11 protein-coding genes are annotated in these 14,904 nt (G+C 51.1%); 1 reads left to right on the top strand and 10 read right to left on the bottom strand.

Annotated features, from left to right (window positions below; genetic code table 11):
- Position 1: 1 nt before the first annotated feature.
- The 7 genes from WCN91_RS02955 to glk form a co-directional block, all read right to left on the bottom strand.
- Positions 2-1,006: an ArsJ-associated glyceraldehyde-3-phosphate dehydrogenase gene (locus tag WCN91_RS02955; protein WP_342676131.1), complete on the bottom strand. Its 1,005-nt coding sequence runs from the start codon at positions 1,004-1,006 to the stop codon at positions 2-4.
- A 27-nt stretch (positions 1,007-1,033) separates the two neighbouring features.
- Complete coding sequence (locus WCN91_RS02950) at positions 1,034-1,378, bottom strand: metalloregulator ArsR/SmtB family transcription factor (protein ID WP_342676129.1); 345 nt, start codon at positions 1,376-1,378, stop codon at positions 1,034-1,036.
- A gap of 136 nt (positions 1,379-1,514) precedes the next feature.
- Positions 1,515-2,519 carry a type I glyceraldehyde-3-phosphate dehydrogenase gene (gap, locus tag WCN91_RS02945; protein ID WP_342676127.1) on the bottom strand — a complete coding sequence of 335 codons (1,005 nt, stop codon included), beginning with the start codon at positions 2,517-2,519 and terminating at the stop codon, positions 1,515-1,517.
- A gap of 17 nt (positions 2,520-2,536) precedes the next feature.
- A complete protein-coding gene (eda, locus tag WCN91_RS02940) occupies positions 2,537-3,157 on the bottom strand; it encodes a bifunctional 4-hydroxy-2-oxoglutarate aldolase/2-dehydro-3-deoxy-phosphogluconate aldolase (RefSeq protein ID WP_342676125.1) in 621 nt (206 codons plus the stop codon).
- Positions 3,158-3,181: 24 nt separating this feature from the next.
- Complete coding sequence (gene edd / locus WCN91_RS02935) at positions 3,182-5,044, bottom strand: phosphogluconate dehydratase (RefSeq protein WP_342676123.1); 1,863 nt, start codon at positions 5,042-5,044, stop codon at positions 3,182-3,184.
- 357 nt (positions 5,045-5,401) lie between these two features.
- Positions 5,402-6,439, bottom strand: a complete 1,038-nt coding sequence (locus WCN91_RS02930) for a LacI family DNA-binding transcriptional regulator (RefSeq protein ID WP_342676121.1) — start codon at positions 6,437-6,439, stop codon at positions 5,402-5,404.
- Between the two features lie 18 nt (positions 6,440-6,457).
- The gene (gene glk, locus WCN91_RS02925; RefSeq protein WP_342676119.1) at positions 6,458-7,471 is read right to left on the bottom strand and encodes a glucokinase; all 1,014 of its coding nucleotides are present in this window, start codon (positions 7,469-7,471) and stop codon (positions 6,458-6,460) included.
- A 359-nt stretch (positions 7,472-7,830) separates the two neighbouring features.
- Between glk and WCN91_RS02920 the strand changes: the two genes are divergently transcribed.
- Positions 7,831-8,856, top strand: a complete 1,026-nt coding sequence (locus tag WCN91_RS02920; protein WP_342676117.1) for a LacI family DNA-binding transcriptional regulator — start codon at positions 7,831-7,833, stop codon at positions 8,854-8,856.
- A 199-nt stretch (positions 8,857-9,055) separates the two neighbouring features.
- Here the strand turns inward: WCN91_RS02920 and WCN91_RS02915 are convergent, their stop codons facing one another.
- Genes WCN91_RS02915 through WCN91_RS02905 form a run of 3 tightly spaced genes read right to left on the bottom strand, consistent with a single transcriptional unit; the run spans position 9,056 to position 14,797 of the window.
- Positions 9,056-11,464, bottom strand: coding sequence for a glucan 1,4-alpha-glucosidase (locus WCN91_RS02915; RefSeq protein ID WP_342676115.1), 2,409 nt, complete (start codon positions 11,462-11,464; stop codon positions 9,056-9,058).
- A gap of 14 nt (positions 11,465-11,478) precedes the next feature.
- Positions 11,479-12,966, bottom strand: coding sequence for an MFS transporter (locus WCN91_RS02910; protein WP_342676113.1), 1,488 nt, complete (start codon positions 12,964-12,966; stop codon positions 11,479-11,481).
- Positions 12,956-14,797 (bottom strand): alpha-amylase family glycosyl hydrolase, encoded by a 1,842-nt coding sequence (locus WCN91_RS02905; protein ID WP_342676111.1) that lies wholly within the window; start codon positions 14,795-14,797, stop codon positions 12,956-12,958. The genes WCN91_RS02910 and WCN91_RS02905 overlap by 11 nt, the downstream gene beginning before the upstream one ends.
- Positions 14,798-14,904: the final 107 nt, after the last annotated feature.

Below are 14,904 nucleotides of genomic sequence, written 5' to 3'. Positions count from 1 at the left end.
ATTAAAGACTCGCGGCTACTTTTGCGACCAGCTCGGCGCTACGATTGGCATAGCCCCACTCATTGTCATACCACAAGTACAATTTTGCCTGAGTGCCATTCACCACCATGGTTGAAAGCGCATCGACTATGCTCGAGCGCGGATCGGTACGGTAGTCTATCGACACCAGCGGCTTTTCCTCGTAACCCAAAATGCCTTTTAACTCGCCCTCGGCGGCGGCCTTAAACCAGGCATTGAGCTCCTGCTCAGTGGTTTCACGCTCGAGCTCGAACACGCAGTCCGTAATTGAAGCATTGGCAAGGGGCACGCGAATGGCATGACCGTTCAGCTTGCCCTTAAGCTCGGGGAAGATATGGGTAATGGCGGTGGCCGAGCCCGTGGTGGTCGGAATAAGGCTCATGCCACAGGCGCGGGCACGGCGCAGATCCTTATGCGGCGCATCCAAGATGGTTTGCGTATTGGTGATATCGTGCACCGTGGTCATGGAGCCGTGCTTAATGCCGATATTTTCTTGCAGCACCTTAACCACAGGCGCCAAACAGTTGGTAGTGCACGAAGCCGCCGTCACAATATCATGCTCATCGCTCTTATAGAGATGATCGTTCACCCCCATAACGATATTAAGCACGCCCTCTTCTTTCACCGGCGCCGTTACCACAACTTTTTTAACCCCTTGATCCAGGTATTGCTGCAACAGCGCACGGGTTTTCATTTTGCCCGAGGCCTCAATCACAATATCGCACTCTGACCAGTCAAGCTCGGCAATGGTTTTAGATTGCGAGCAGCGCACACTTTGGCCATTAACCAGCATCTGCCCATCGCTGGCGCTTGGGGCGTGATGCCAACGGCCATGCACAGAGTCAAATTCTAATAGGTGCGCCAAGGTGGCCGCATCGCCGCCTGGGTCGTTTATCTGTACAAACTCAAGCTCGGGCCAGTCGAAGGCGGCGCGCATAATAAGCCGCCCCATGCGACCAAAACCATTGATCCCTACTTTGATTGCCATCTGTATCTCCTTTGGGTGAAATTCACCCTAATTGCAGCATGAAGCCTGGCGCTCGGGCCTTGCTCCCATATTGTCTAAACCGGTTAAAGCCGCAGCCACAAGGTGCGGGTTTTCACTTAATGTGGTCTCTAATACCTGGCGCTGCCAGCTCGGCAACTGCTCGTTAATACGGTAAAACACCCATTGTTTATGCTTGCGCGTACATAAGAGTTGCGCCTCTTTTAACAGCGCTAAATGCCGGGATATTTTCGGCTGGCTCAGCCCTAATGCACTGACCAGCTCGCACACACACAACTCCCCCTGATGTAAGATCAACAGGGAAATAAGTAACCGGGTGTCATCGCTTAGGGCTTTAAAAAAGTTAACGGCCATCTTGTATATATGAAATTTCGTATATTGAGAATACTAGCCCAGCTTTTATATATACGCAATATCGTATATACACATTATTTCCTAACGCCAAGGCATAAAAAAAGCCGCTCAAGGCGGCTTTGACATAACAACAAAATTATAAAAACTTGGCGAGGTTTTGCACCTGATCCAACATGCGGTTAGAAAAACCCCACTCGTTATCGTACCAGGCCATCACCTTGACCAGTTTGCCATCGACCCGGGTTTGTGTGGCATCAAATACCGATGACGCCGGGTTATGGTTAAAATCGATAGACACCAGCGGCAGCTCGTTATAAGCCAATACCTCGGCCATGACGCCTTCGGATGCGGCCTTCACCGTGGCATTCACTTCATCGATACTGGTTTCGCGCTTGGCGATAAAGGTTAAATCAACCAAGGACACATTAATGGTCGGCACCCGCACCGCCATGCCATCGAGCTTACCGGCCAATTCCGGCAGCACTAACCCCACCGCCTTGGCGGCGCCGGTTTTGGTTGGGATCATCGACTGCGTCGCACTGCGCGCCCGATATAGATCCTTGTGATAAACATCGGACAGGTTTTGGTCATTGGTATAAGAATGAATGGTGGTCATGCTGCCCTGCTCTATCCCTATAGCATCGTTTAGGGCCTTGGCAACAGGGGCCAAACAGTTAGTGGTGCAAGAGGCGTTGGAAATAATATTGCACTGGGCATTGAGCACTTCGTCGTTAACACCATGCACTACGGTGGCATCCATATCCGTGCCTGGTGCAGAGAGGATCACCTTTTTAGCACCCGCTTCAAGATGTTTAGCCGCCGCTTCGCGGGAAGTAAACAGACCGGTACATTCCAATACAATGTCAACGCCGAGCTGTGCCCAAGGCAAGTTGGCCGGGTCGCGCTCCTGCAGCAGCTTGATCTCATCATGACCGACGAGCATAACATCATCTTGCAGGCTGACTTTTTGTGAAAACTGCCCGTGCACCGAATCAAATTGGGTCAGATGAGCATTAACATTGGCTGGAGCCAAATCGTTGATGGCAACTATGCTGATGTCTTTATTGCGACCAGATTCATACAATGCTCTAAGGGTGTTACGACCGATGCGACCATAACCATTGATAGCTATTTTAATCATCTCCACTCTCCCCGTAATTATTTAAGTTGGCTGGCTTGGCGCGCAAGTTCTTCTATCGCTTGCCAGTCCTTGTTTTCTATTAATTTTTTATCCAGCATCCAGGTACCGCCGACACAGACTACGTTATCCAGGGCCAGGTACTCGGGCGCGCTTTGTAGGCTGATACCACCGGTGGGGCAAAATTTAATATCGGGTAAAGGGCCACCTATGGATTTCAGCATGGCCGGGCCACCTGCGGCCGCCGCCGGGAAAAACTTTAAAAAGGAGAAACCACGCTCGGCGAGCTTCATAACTTCACTCGGTGTGGCCGCTCCGGGCAAGAAGGGAATATCGCTTTGGCTGGCCAAGGCCAGTAATTCATCATTTACGCCTGGGCTAACCATAAAGTCGGCGCCAGCGTTTACTGAAGCTTCAAAAGTGGCTTTATCGATCACAGTCCCCGTGCCTACATAAGCCTCTGGCACGGTTTCTTTCATAATTTTCACAGCCTGGGCCGCCACCGAGGTACGCAGAGTAATTTCCAGCGCACGCAGTCCACCCTTGTATAGGGCCTGTGCCAAGGGAGCAGCGTCCTCAAGGCGCTCAATCACCACCACAGGAACCACGGGTGCCGATGCTAAAATCTGTTCTATTGCCATGTTAAATCCTCATTCCCAGTGACATTATTCTTGCTCGTACGCCGGTGCGAAGGCACTGGCTCCTAAATCAGCACTACTGACAATATTTCTAAATCCGGCAAACAGCTCACGACCGGTGCCATAGGTAGCACCGCTGTGAACCAGCTCTATCTCGCGGGCGGCCAGCTCTTCATCGCTGACATGCAATTTTAGTACGCCGTTTGGCGCATCTAATGTCAGCAAGTCGCCGTCTTTAATCTTGGCTATCATGCCGCCTTCAACCGCTTCAGGAGCCAAATGAATGGCCGCTGGCACCTTACCCGAGGCGCCTGACATACGGCCGTCGGTGACTATGGCCACCTTAAAACCTTCATCTTGCAAGCTGGCCATAACCGGGGTCAGCTTATGCAGCTCCGGCATACCCTTGGCTTTGGGGCCCTGCTCCTTGATCACGGCGATAAAATCCTGATTGAGCTCGCCGCGAGCAAAGGCGCTTTGCAGCGAGGCCTGATCGGCAAACACCTTGGCTGGAGCACTCACTACCTGATGTTGCTCCTGCACTGCGGAGACCTTGATCACCGCCTTGCCAAGATTGCCGGTCAGTAATTGCAAACCGCCGCTGCGGTTAAATGGATTATCCGCCGGACGTAACACCTCTTGATCATAAGATTGCTCGGCGCACGGCACCCATTTCACCTTGGTCGGGCCATTGTTATCAGAGATGATTAAATTCACATCTTTATCCAGGCGCGGCTCCGTGGTGTAGGCTTCAAGCCCCTCACCCAAGATGGTTTTAACATCATTATGCAGCAGGCCTTTGGCAAGCAGTTGCTTCATCAAATAGCCCATGCCGCCAGCGGCCTGGAAATGGTTTACATCGGCAGAGCCGTTGGGGTAGATGCGGGTTAACAGAGGCACGACTTCGGATAAGTCCGCCATGTCTTTCCAGGTCAGCTCAACACCCGCGGCCTTAGCCATGGCCACCAAGTGGATGGCATGATTGGTCGAGCCGCCGGTGGCCAAAAGACCCACCAGACCATTGATAATGGTTTTTTCACTCATCACCTCGGCCATGGGCACCGCATCCTTACTTGTGACTAGCTGTTTAAACATGGTCTCTACCGCGTGTGCGGTCAAACCATCGCGCAGTTCGGTATAAGGGTTTACAAATGAGCTGCCCGGCAAGTGCAGGCCCATGATCTCCATGAGCATTTGGTTTGAGTTCGCAGTACCGTAGAAGGTGCAGGTACCGGCGCTGTGATAAGACTCGCTTTCGGCCTTTAACAGCTCTTCACGGCTAACAAGGCCCTGGGCAAATTTTTGTCTTACGCGGGCTTTTTCTTTATTGGGAATACCTGAAGGCATAGGGCCTGCGGGCAGGAAAAATACCGGTAAATGGCCAAATGATAAGGCGCCAATAACCAGTCCTGGGACGATTTTGTCACACACGCCCAAACAGAATACGCCGTCGAAAACATCGTGTGATAAGGCAATGGCCGTCGACATGGCAATCACATCGCGGGAGAACAGCGACAGGTCCATGCCATCACGTCCTTGGGTTACGCCATCGCACATGGCCGGCACGCCGCCGGCAACCTGAGCTGTGGCATCGAATTTGGTCGCGACTTGCTTAATTAAATCCGGGTATTCCTTGTACGGCACATGGGCCGACAGCATGTCGTTGTAAGAATTGATAATGGCTAAATTTGGTTTTTCATCACCGCTTAGACGCGCCTTGTCATCGCTTGTACAGGCCGCCATAACATGGGCAAGGTTGCCACATCCGATACCAGCACGTACGCGCGTTTGTGATTTAGCCGCTTGCATACGGGCCAAATAGGCGGCACGGCTCGCTTTACTGCGTTCGATTACCCGTTCGGTGACTTCTTTAATACGCGGATGCAACATGGTTCTGCTCTTTCTTGCCAGTTATAAAAGGCTCAGTACATCAGTACAGACTCCCCGCACTGAGGTACTGAGCAGCTTGGATTACCCGTTCAAAGGTACGCTGCCAACTCGTCTCTCACAACCGAGCTGACACCGGTGTCAGAACATTAACTCACAACCTTGACACCGGTGTCAACCCTCCTGGTAAATTTAGTCTAAAAAATCTATGTTGCGAGTTTTTGACCTTTTATTGCCATTTTTAATACCAGCTGAGAGTGTTTGATAAAGATAGAAGAAAGAGCGCTGAAAACAAAAAACCAACACCTGGGCGAACCCGGATGTTGGTTTTTAATTTCCGTGCAATTGGGATTTAAAACGTTAGGACTTTGGCGCTGCGGTGGACTCGCGACAAATCAATTTGGCTTCCAAGGTGATCTGCAGCGGCTCTTTTTGCTGCTCTTCATCGCCATTATCGCCCTGATTGATTTGCTCGATTAAATGCTCAACCGCCAAGCGTGTCATCTCTTCCACCGGCTGGGCTATGGTGGTGAGCCCAGGCCAGATATGGCGTGCAATGGGAGCATTATCAAAACCGGCAATGGCAATATCGTCGGGGACCTTTAAATCCATCTGGGTGGCCGCTTTGAGCACAGCCGCCGCCATATAATCATTGGAGGCAAATACGGCCGTGGGTCTGGGGTCTAAATGCAGTATGGTTTCGGCGCTGTCGGCACCTGAGTGATAGGAGAAATTCCCCTCTTCCACCAGATGCTCCTGATACTCAATACCATGCTCGGCAAGCGCCCGGCGATAACCGTTAAAACGCTGCTCGGTGGCACTGTGATCCGGGTGACCCTTGATAAAGGCAATGTCTTTGTGACCGAGTTCAATAAGCAACTCGGTAATCTCAAAGGCGCCCTGCTCGTCATTGCTGCGCACCGAAATCGACTCATCATCTAGTTTCACCGAAGCCACCCGGGCAAAAGGCACCTTTTTCTGGCGCAAAAAGGCCACCAGCTCACCGTGGTCGGAAAACGGTGGCGTTAATACCAAACCATCAACACGTGAGGTTTGCAGCAATTGCTCAATATTGTCGAGCAGCGCCTGAGAGCGCAGCTCACAAGGATGGATCAGGAGATTAAAACCATGTTCATGACAGGCCTCTAAAGCACCGCTTTGCAAACGGGTAATATAACTTTTCGAGGGATTATCGTATAAGCAGGCAATAATAAAACTGCGATTACGGGCCAATCCACGAGCAATAGGGTTAGGTGTATAGTCCAGCTCTTTAAAGGCCTTAAGCACCTTTTCCCGGGTCACGTCACTGACGTTGGGCTCATTATTAAGCACCCGGGAGACAGTCTTTTTCGATACACCAGCATAGCTAGCAACACTGTTTATAGTTATCTTTTTCATCGTTGACTAGTATCTTCCTTAATTGCCTTGCCCCGTTGGGCTAGCTGTATGAATGCAGGCAGCAGCGCCAATAAAGGGGATATGTTCTTGGCATACCAAGGTTACAGGGATTTGATTGTTATACTGCGACATCACCCCTTTAGCAATAAATCGTTCATTAAATCTACTTGTTAGCAGCCGCTGTTGCATACGCGGCAAGATGCCGCCACCGATAAATACGCCGCCTAAAGCACCAAAGCTCAGGGCGATATCACCGGCAACGCTGCCAAGCCAATCACAAAAATGGTTCAGGGTGCGCTCGGCAATCATGCATTCTTTATTTTCAGCAAGCGCTGCTATTTGCGCCGCATCTATGTCTTGAACCGTTAGCCCATGGACCTTGGCCATGGCACGATACAAACGAGCGATGCCCGGGCCGGCAAAAACATTTTCCACAGACACATGTTGCAGGTCTTCGCGCAGCACATTATGCAGTTGACGGTCCAGCTCTGTCACCGGGGCCAGACTGATATGCCCCGCTTCACAGCTCATTACCGCCTGTTGACCCTGCGAGCGTACCAGGCAAGCGGCGCCAAAACCCGTGCCCGGGCCGAACACGGCAATATTGGCATGCTCTTGGGCAATGCCTTGCTTAACGCAGATATTATCGCGCTCATTTAAATAAGGAGCGGCATAAGCAAAGGCGGCAAAGTCATTGATCACTTGTAAGTTTTCAAAGCCGAAACGCAGCTTCAGTTGCTGGGTATTAAATTGCCAGCCCAAATTGGTGAGCATGACTTCAGCGCCCTTAACCGGACCGGCTACTGCCAGACAGGCTCGGGTGATGCTGATGGCATCAATCTGAGATAAATAGGCATCAACCGCATCTTCAAAAGATTTAAAGTCGCAGCTTGGAAAGGTGTGCTGATGTTCAATGGCGAAAGATTTGCTGCTATTGCAGTAGTCGGTAATTAACGCAAAACGAGCGTTAGTGCCGCCAATGTCGGCGACCAAAATAGGTGCAAAAGCTGCCTGTGAACCTGATGAACTCATTGTTGTTTCTCTTTTTTAATTTACACCAAGTTTTGGGATTTCCAGGATTTTCCCAGAGTATTACTTAATCCCAACATTGACTTACCTGGCATAAACTTATTAAGTTTATGTTAGCAGTTCTTTTTTCGCGCTACTGAAAAAAGTGCTGCCCGGGCAGCGGGCAGCCAAACCGTTTTGTGACAACAAAATGATAAAACGCCGACATTATGACACCGGTGTCAGACGGGGATCAATAAAAATTTTCAGTTCCCGCTAAAAATAATGCAAAATGCGCCCCCTATTCGCCCTAAAGGCCAAGTGCGAGTGCAAATGCGCCCCTAGAATTTTAGCTGGGTTTGTTTTAACCCATGAGGAAATACATGAAAGGTAAAGCCACCTCCTTCGATATCGCCCACTATGCCGGGGTATCGCAATCAACTGTGTCACGGGCACTGCGCGGCAGTCCTTTGGTCAATGAAGAAACCCGTCGCCGGGTGGTCGAGGTAGCGCGTAAACTCAATTACAAGGTGGATAAAAATGCCAGTAACCTGAGGGCACAGCAAAGCTCCACCCTGGCGGTGCTACTGTTTGAAGACCCCACCTCGGATGAGTCGCAGATCAACCCGTTTTTCTTGTCTATGCTCGGCTCCATTACCCGAGCCTGTGCCAAGGCGGGCTATGATCTGCTGGTGTCCTTTCAATCCAGCAGCAATGACTGGCACGCCGATTATGCCGAAAGCCACCGCGCCGATGGCATTATCCTGCTCGGCTATGGCGACTATATGGACTATCAAAGCAAGTTTGAACGCCTGCTGGAGAGTGACACCAAGTTTGTGTGCTGGGGGGCCAATGTTGAGGGGCGTCCGGAATTAACCGTGAGTTGCGATAACAGCCGCGGCGGCGCCTTGGTGGCCGAGCACTTAATTGAATTAGGACGCACCGACTGTGCCTTTATCGGCGATACATCGCACCATAGCCCAGAGTTCAGCGCCCGTTTTAATGGCTTTGCCGAGCGCCTAAAAGCCCATGGTGCCCATGTGAGTGAGCGCAAAATTGCCACTGCAATTTCCACCGAGGAGTCTGGCTATCAGGCGACCAAGTCATTATTGGCCAATAACATTAAATTTAATGCCCTATTCGGCGCCAGCGACCTTATTGCCATAGGCGCCATTCGCGCATTGCAAGAAGCAGGCTTAAGGGTGCCCCACGATGTGTCAGTGGTCGGCTTTGACGACCTGGCAGTGGCGCGTTTTTGTACCCCACCACTGTCGACTGTACAGCAAAACACCACTCTCGCCGGGCAAATGCTGGTCGCTAATTTATTGAATTTGATAGCAAAGCAGGGAGTGGATGTTGCCAGCAGCGTCCTGCCGCCGCAATTGATTGTCAGGCAATCGAGTAAATAAGGAAATTCGTTTGTCGGCCTGTAGATACCATCTCTCAGTATTAGGTGATAGCTAATCATCTAATACTGAGAGATATAAGGTCGGTGTTGTGGTCGAGGCTTTAGCCTTGCAAAGGCCAATTGTCAGACTTAAGTCTGACCTACAACGACATATCAACACATGGTGCATCTTTGTCGGGGTGAACCCCGACCAACAGGGTTTATTTTGCTAGTGCTTGCTCAACAACAGGATAGTGATCCCATACCGCTTTATTACTTAGCGAGCGTAGCAGCTTCACGTATTCGGCGTGAGTCCAGGCCAGAGGTGTGGCCGAGTTAGTGCCCTGCCCCATGTCATAACCGAAGGGGTTAACGCCCACGCCATCCCATACCTGCTCGGGTAGCATCATGCCATTATTAGCAAAGCCTTCCATACCGCGTACATAGGTGTGCTGGATATCCGCATACTTCTGCTCTGCCGCTTCACCGCTTAGCGATTGCGCCACGGCAATTTCATAGTGACCGCGCTCACCGGTAAAGAAGGGCCATACACGACCGCGTTGACCGTCGGTATTCACTCCACCCTCGGCGTAGTTGGTACCGCGTTTTTCATCTTCACCATAGCCATCGTTACCGTAACGGCGCCAACCTGGGAAGGATTCGCCCTGGGCATCGGTGAATGTGTATTTAACGCGCAGGTTTTCCGCCAGGGTTTGGTCATCGTACTCAGGTAATGATGCCAGCACAGAAGCGCTGTCGGCAGCACGTACACCATAACGCACCAGCTCTAGGAAACCGCCATCAAGGATCAGCTTTTTATCCATGCCCTGACGGCCATTGTTAGCGGCCAGTTTGGTATTTGCGTTTGTATCTAAGCTCTGGGCGATACGTACAAAATAACGGCCATCAACATGCTCGCCTTTAAGCGTACCCTTTGTGGTAAACATCAGGGTCTCAACGTCCTGATTGTATTGTTTGGCCGTTGCCAGGTAACGGACGGCATTTTTATCATCGCCGCTCAGTTTGGCGATTTCTGCGGCGCTAATAAGGCCGGCAATTATCGCTGCCGTGGTCGATGGCGAGTAACCGGCCTGCTCTTCCCAGCGCTCTTGCTGGGTTAACGGCGGAGTGATCTGCACATCATTCCAAAGAATTTTCGCCAGACCGCCGTCAACAAGAAAATCGGCGGCAGGTTTAAGCATATCTGCATACCAGTTGCTCAGCTCTTCCTTGGTAAGTACCTCACCCTGATAGAGTTTCCACGCCAACATAATAGGCATAGCGGTTTGGTCTAGCTGGACACCCACCCATTCCAACTCGCCGTCAACATGAGTCTTTTGCAAGAACCAACCGCTGTCACCCTGATTGCCCGGGGTGTTCGCACGCACCTGCACCTTAGGCAGGTAGTTAAATGCAGCCTTGGCGGTGTCACTGTCACCCATGGCCAAAAATGCCATGGCCACCTGATAAAAATCACGTACCCACACCGCCTTATAGCCGGTATGACCCTGCTCGGCTTTGACCGTATCACCCCAAGGGTTCGACAAGGACGCAATAAGCGCGCCGGCATGAGTTTTATCTTCCTGAGCTTTAAGCACCAGAGCACTGGTGTTAAGCAGCTTGCCACCGTCTTTGGTTGCAGCATATAAGTCAGCTACAGACAGGCTTTGCAAATAGTCTTGCCAGCCAATAAAGTCGCCTTCGCCATTGTAATGGGCTAAGACAGTGTCATAACCTCGGCTTAGGGTTTTTTGCCCCTCGGCCAACGCGCTTTGCTCCGTGCTGCCATAGCTCAGCACCAGGTCAAATTCTGCAGCTTCTTTAATCTCGCCTAAGGTCGCACTCATGGTAACGTTACCGGTTTGCTCGCCGGTGCTGGTGTAGCCAGTAAAGCGCTTGTCTTTATTGAGCTGAGTTAAACGGTCACTTTGGCCAAAAAAGCCTACCGAAGCGTCTTTGAAACCTTGTTTACTTTGCAGGCTTAAGAAATGTTCGCCTTGGCTGTAGGCAAGTAAGGCATCGCCGGCCACCTTGGCGCTGTCATTTAAGCCATCATTATTCACATAGGGATTAACCTGCACATGAGCGCTTAGACCGGGCTGGTTGGCTTCAAAGCGTACGCGCACCATCAGCGACTGAGCATCTGGGTCGGTAAAGATATCCTTGATAATACGAAAACGTCCCTGCTCATCTTCGCTGGTGACCCGATAGGCCAAAGAAAGCGGACGGCCTTGCTCGTCGGTATTTAGGTATTCAACCGTGTTTTTTAAGCCATCTTGCTCGCTAACCACAAAGTCATCGCCGGTGACGATAAACTGCATATCGCGAATTTGCGCCTGATGGATAAGGCCAAACATGGTTTCGGTGATCATGCCCTTGGCAAGAGAAAACCACACCTTAGAGACGGCGCCTGTACTGGCTTGGTCGCTGTATTGACCATTTTTATAGGCCTCAAACGAGGTTCCTATGCCGGTTTTACCCGAATAGGCCCAATAAGGGGTGTCACCCGGAGCACCCGGTGCGACTGATGATGCCGCTTGAGCTTGTGTAGTTGTTTGCTGCTCGGCGCTGTTACAGCCCGTCAGCCCTGCGACCAGCATGGCCGCCATAATTGAATTTAAAACTTTCACTGAGTTTCCCCTTATTATTTTACTAATTTGACTCGACTAACCGCGATGGCACCTAGGACAAAGGAAATGCCGCCAATCACTAAGGCATAAATAGGCTGATTGGCGAACCCATGCTTGAGAATAAGGCCCAGGATGCTGGCCGCGAGCAGCTGTGGAATAACGATAAAGAAGTTAAAAATACCCATATAGACCCCCATTTTTGCGCTCGGCAAGGTGGTCGATAGCATGGCATAAGGTAAGGATAAAATTGACGCCCACGCAAAACCTATGCCTACCATGGGCAACATCAGCCAGCTTGGGTCTTCAATAAACATAAAGCTGATTAGCGCCACCGCGCCTAAGATAAGATTCAGCGCATGGGTCAAACGTATGCCCACTCGCTTAACCATGATGGGAATAATAAGCGCAGCCAAAGCGGCAAAACCATTGTAGGCGGCAAAGAGTACACCCACCCAGTCGGCACCGTCGTTATAAGCCTTGGAGGTCACATCTTCAGTAGCATAGTGGTAACTGGTCACCGCCGCCGTGGTGTAAATCCACATGGCAAAGAGCGAAAACCAGCTAAAAAACTGCACCCAGGCCAGCTGGCGCATGGCCGTAGGCATGGTGAAAACATCATAAACCACGGCGAAAAAGCCGTTTTGCGTGTATTGCTTCGCTTGTTGCCACAGGGCAATGCCTTGCAACAAGGCAAAGGCCACAAGTCCTGCGCCCAGCAGATACAGCTCTTTTTCCAGATCTAAGGCCGTCACCAAGGCGATAATAGCGGCGCCTATCACACCGCTGACGCTCATGGTGCGACCAAAATTAATCTCTTGCTTTTGCGTGTGGCTCTCAAGATGCGCTTCGCTCTTTTCAAACGCCGCTAACTGCTCTGGAGAGTATTCCTTGGTGGTAAACACGGTCCACATCACGCTCACCAATAAGAAGGCACCGCCAATATAGAAGGCGTATTGCACCGACTCAGGGATCACCCCGGCAGCGGCGGTATTGCTGACATCAAACCAGTTGCTTAGGATCCAAGGCAAACTTGAAGCCACCACGGCGCCTATGCCGATAAAGAAACTTTGCAGCGAATAACCCAGGGCGCGCTGTTTATTGGGCAGGTTATCGCCCACTAACGCACGAAACGGCTCCATGGTAACGTTAATGGAGGCATCCATAATCCACAGCATACCGGCGGCAACCCACAGAGTTGGCGAGTTCGGCATTACCAACAAGGCTGCCGTAGTCACTATGGCACCATAGAAAAAGTAAGGACGACGACGGCCTAAGCGACCCCAGGTTTTATCGCTCATATAGCCGATAATCGGCTGCACAATTAAACCTGTTAAAGGCGCTGCGACCCAAAGAATAGGAATATCATCGATATCGGCACCCAGGGTCTGGAAAATACGACTGACATTGGCATTTTGCAGGGCAAAGCCGAATTGTATGCCCATAAAGCCCAAACACATGTTCCAAATTTGCCAAAAGCTCAGGCTAGGTCTTTCAATATTCATCTACTTGGACTCCCATCTGAAACACGGAAACGCCCTGATATGGCAACTTGATTGGAATTTTCTTTTCTAAATACAGAGGATCCGTACCCAGGAGGGTTTTCCCGACCATGGCTTCCTCTGGCTCAATATCCACAAACACCGGATGCTTGCCAAAGTTAGCAACCACGACAATACGCTGCTCGCCTAGCCTGCGCTCAAAACTGATCACTGCATGGGGCGCCGAGTTTGGCACTGGGATCAGCTCACCGGCGACAATCGCAGGAAGAGAATTAAGCGCCATCAAATCAATATAAAACTGGCGCAGCGCACGCTGCTCATCGTTAAGCGCGCCGCCGTCGAACTTGCCGCCATTCATCCACTGCTGATGCGCGGGCACGCCGATATAATCGAAAATACTGGTGCGCGTTGGGTCGCCGAATCCCGGCTCTTCAGAGCCGTCTTCGCCCACGGTTTGGCCGAAGTACAACATGCTAGGTGAGCGCCCAATCAGGGTTGAGACCGTCATCGCCGGTTTACCCCAGCGCATATCGCCGGCAAAATCCGGGCTCGCCAAGCGCTGCTCATCATGGTTTTCCAAAAAGTGCAGCATATGCTGTTCAATATCTACCACTTCTTGGTGCGTCGCCAGCAGCTCGCTGGCCTCTGCTTTACCTTGGATAATGGCTTTAAGGCTGTCGTAGAAACCGACCTTGTCGTACAGATAATCCATCTTGCCTAAATGAATATAAGGGCGGTACAGCTCGGGGTTATAAACCTCGGCCAGCAAGAAGGCATCTGGGTTGCTCATCTTGATAGAAGAATTTAAAAAACTCCAAAATTCCACCGGCACCATTTCCGCCATATCGTAACGGAAGCCGTCTACGCCCTTTTCGAGCCAGTATTGGGTGATATCGCGGAACTTATACCAGCTATCGGGCAGCTCCTGCTCCTGCCAAAAAGCATAATGGGCACGATAGTCCAACTCAGCGTAGTTATCCGGCAAACGGGGGAAGTCATAGCTGCCGTCCGGCTTGACGCCATAGTTGATCTTTACCGTTTCATACCAGTCGTTAATATCCGGCTGAGCCTTGCGAGCGCCATTGCCGGTCCATTTCGCCGGGCTTTCGGCAAATTTACCGTCCGCAAGCGGGTGGCTTTGGCCGCCCAGCACCTGGTAATTGGCATCCTGGGGAACAATAAAGTCTTCACCGGCCACATAATAGAAGTTGTTGTCACGCTTATAGGCGACACTGGTATCGTCATTGGCACCGAAATCTGTAATGCCCTGAGGCTTGCTGATGGAGTGGTAATCACGAGCCACATGATTGGGTACTATATCAATGATCACCTTCATCCCATGTTTATGGGTGCGTTCGATCAGTTCTTCAAATTCACGCAGGCGGTCGGCGGGTTTAGAGGCCAAGTCCGGATTCACATTGTAGTAATCCTTAATGGCATAGGGCGAGCCAGCGCGGCCTTTAACCACGTCTGGATCATCGCTTGGCAGGCCAAAATCGCTGTAGTCGGTCACCATGGCATGGTGCAAAACACCGGTATACCAAATATGAGTCACACCCAACTCTTTAATGCCTTCAAGGGCCGCGTCACTGAAATCTGCAAATTTACCGACGCCGTTTTGCTCCAAGGTGCCCCAGGGTTCATTGGTGGTGTTGGTGTTGCCAAATAGGCGGGTAAAGACCTGATAGACCACAGGCTTTTGCATCTGCTGCATGCCCTTCTCTTTGGTGCTCTCAGTGCTAGCGTCTTGTTGTTGTGGCCCCTGGCCACAAGCGACAAGCGCGGCGCTGAGCGACAGTGCCAATAACGGCGTTTTCAACTTGCTATTTATCATTCGCTTACTTTATTTATCTTTTGTTATGACAAAAATATTACGTGCTCTGCACCAACTTGGGTATGGCGTGCATACGTATTCAAACCAGTCCGGTGCCATATTATCCG

Source organism: Pseudoalteromonas qingdaonensis, from assembly GCF_038739665.1.
GTDB lineage: Bacteria > Pseudomonadota > Gammaproteobacteria > Enterobacterales > Alteromonadaceae > Pseudoalteromonas > Pseudoalteromonas qingdaonensis.
This window is presented reverse-complemented; position numbering and strand designations above follow the sequence as displayed.

Excerpts from the sequence above, each read along its gene's own strand:
- WCN91_RS02955 (WP_342676131.1), bottom strand. The coding sequence starts at position 1,006 with ATGGCAATCAAAGTAGGGATCAATGGTTTTGGTCGCATGGGGCGGCTT.
- WCN91_RS02950 (WP_342676129.1), bottom strand. The coding sequence starts at position 1,378 with ATGGCCGTTAACTTTTTTAAAGCCCTAAGCGATGACACCCGGTTACTT.
- gap (WP_342676127.1), bottom strand. The coding sequence starts at position 2,519 with ATGATTAAAATAGCTATCAATGGTTATGGTCGCATCGGTCGTAACACC.
- eda (WP_342676125.1), bottom strand. The coding sequence starts at position 3,157 with ATGGCAATAGAACAGATTTTAGCATCGGCACCCGTGGTTCCTGTGGTG.
- edd (WP_342676123.1), bottom strand. The coding sequence starts at position 5,044 with ATGTTGCATCCGCGTATTAAAGAAGTCACCGAACGGGTAATCGAACGC.
- WCN91_RS02930 (WP_342676121.1), bottom strand. The coding sequence starts at position 6,439 with ATGAAAAAGATAACTATAAACAGTGTTGCTAGCTATGCTGGTGTATCG.
- glk (WP_342676119.1), bottom strand. The coding sequence starts at position 7,471 with ATGAGTTCATCAGGTTCACAGGCAGCTTTTGCACCTATTTTGGTCGCC.
- WCN91_RS02920 (WP_342676117.1), top strand. The coding sequence starts at position 7,831 with ATGAAAGGTAAAGCCACCTCCTTCGATATCGCCCACTATGCCGGGGTA.
- WCN91_RS02910 (WP_342676113.1), bottom strand. The coding sequence starts at position 12,966 with ATGAATATTGAAAGACCTAGCCTGAGCTTTTGGCAAATTTGGAACATG.
- WCN91_RS02905 (WP_342676111.1), bottom strand. The coding sequence starts at position 14,797 with ATGATAAATAGCAAGTTGAAAACGCCGTTATTGGCACTGTCGCTCAGC.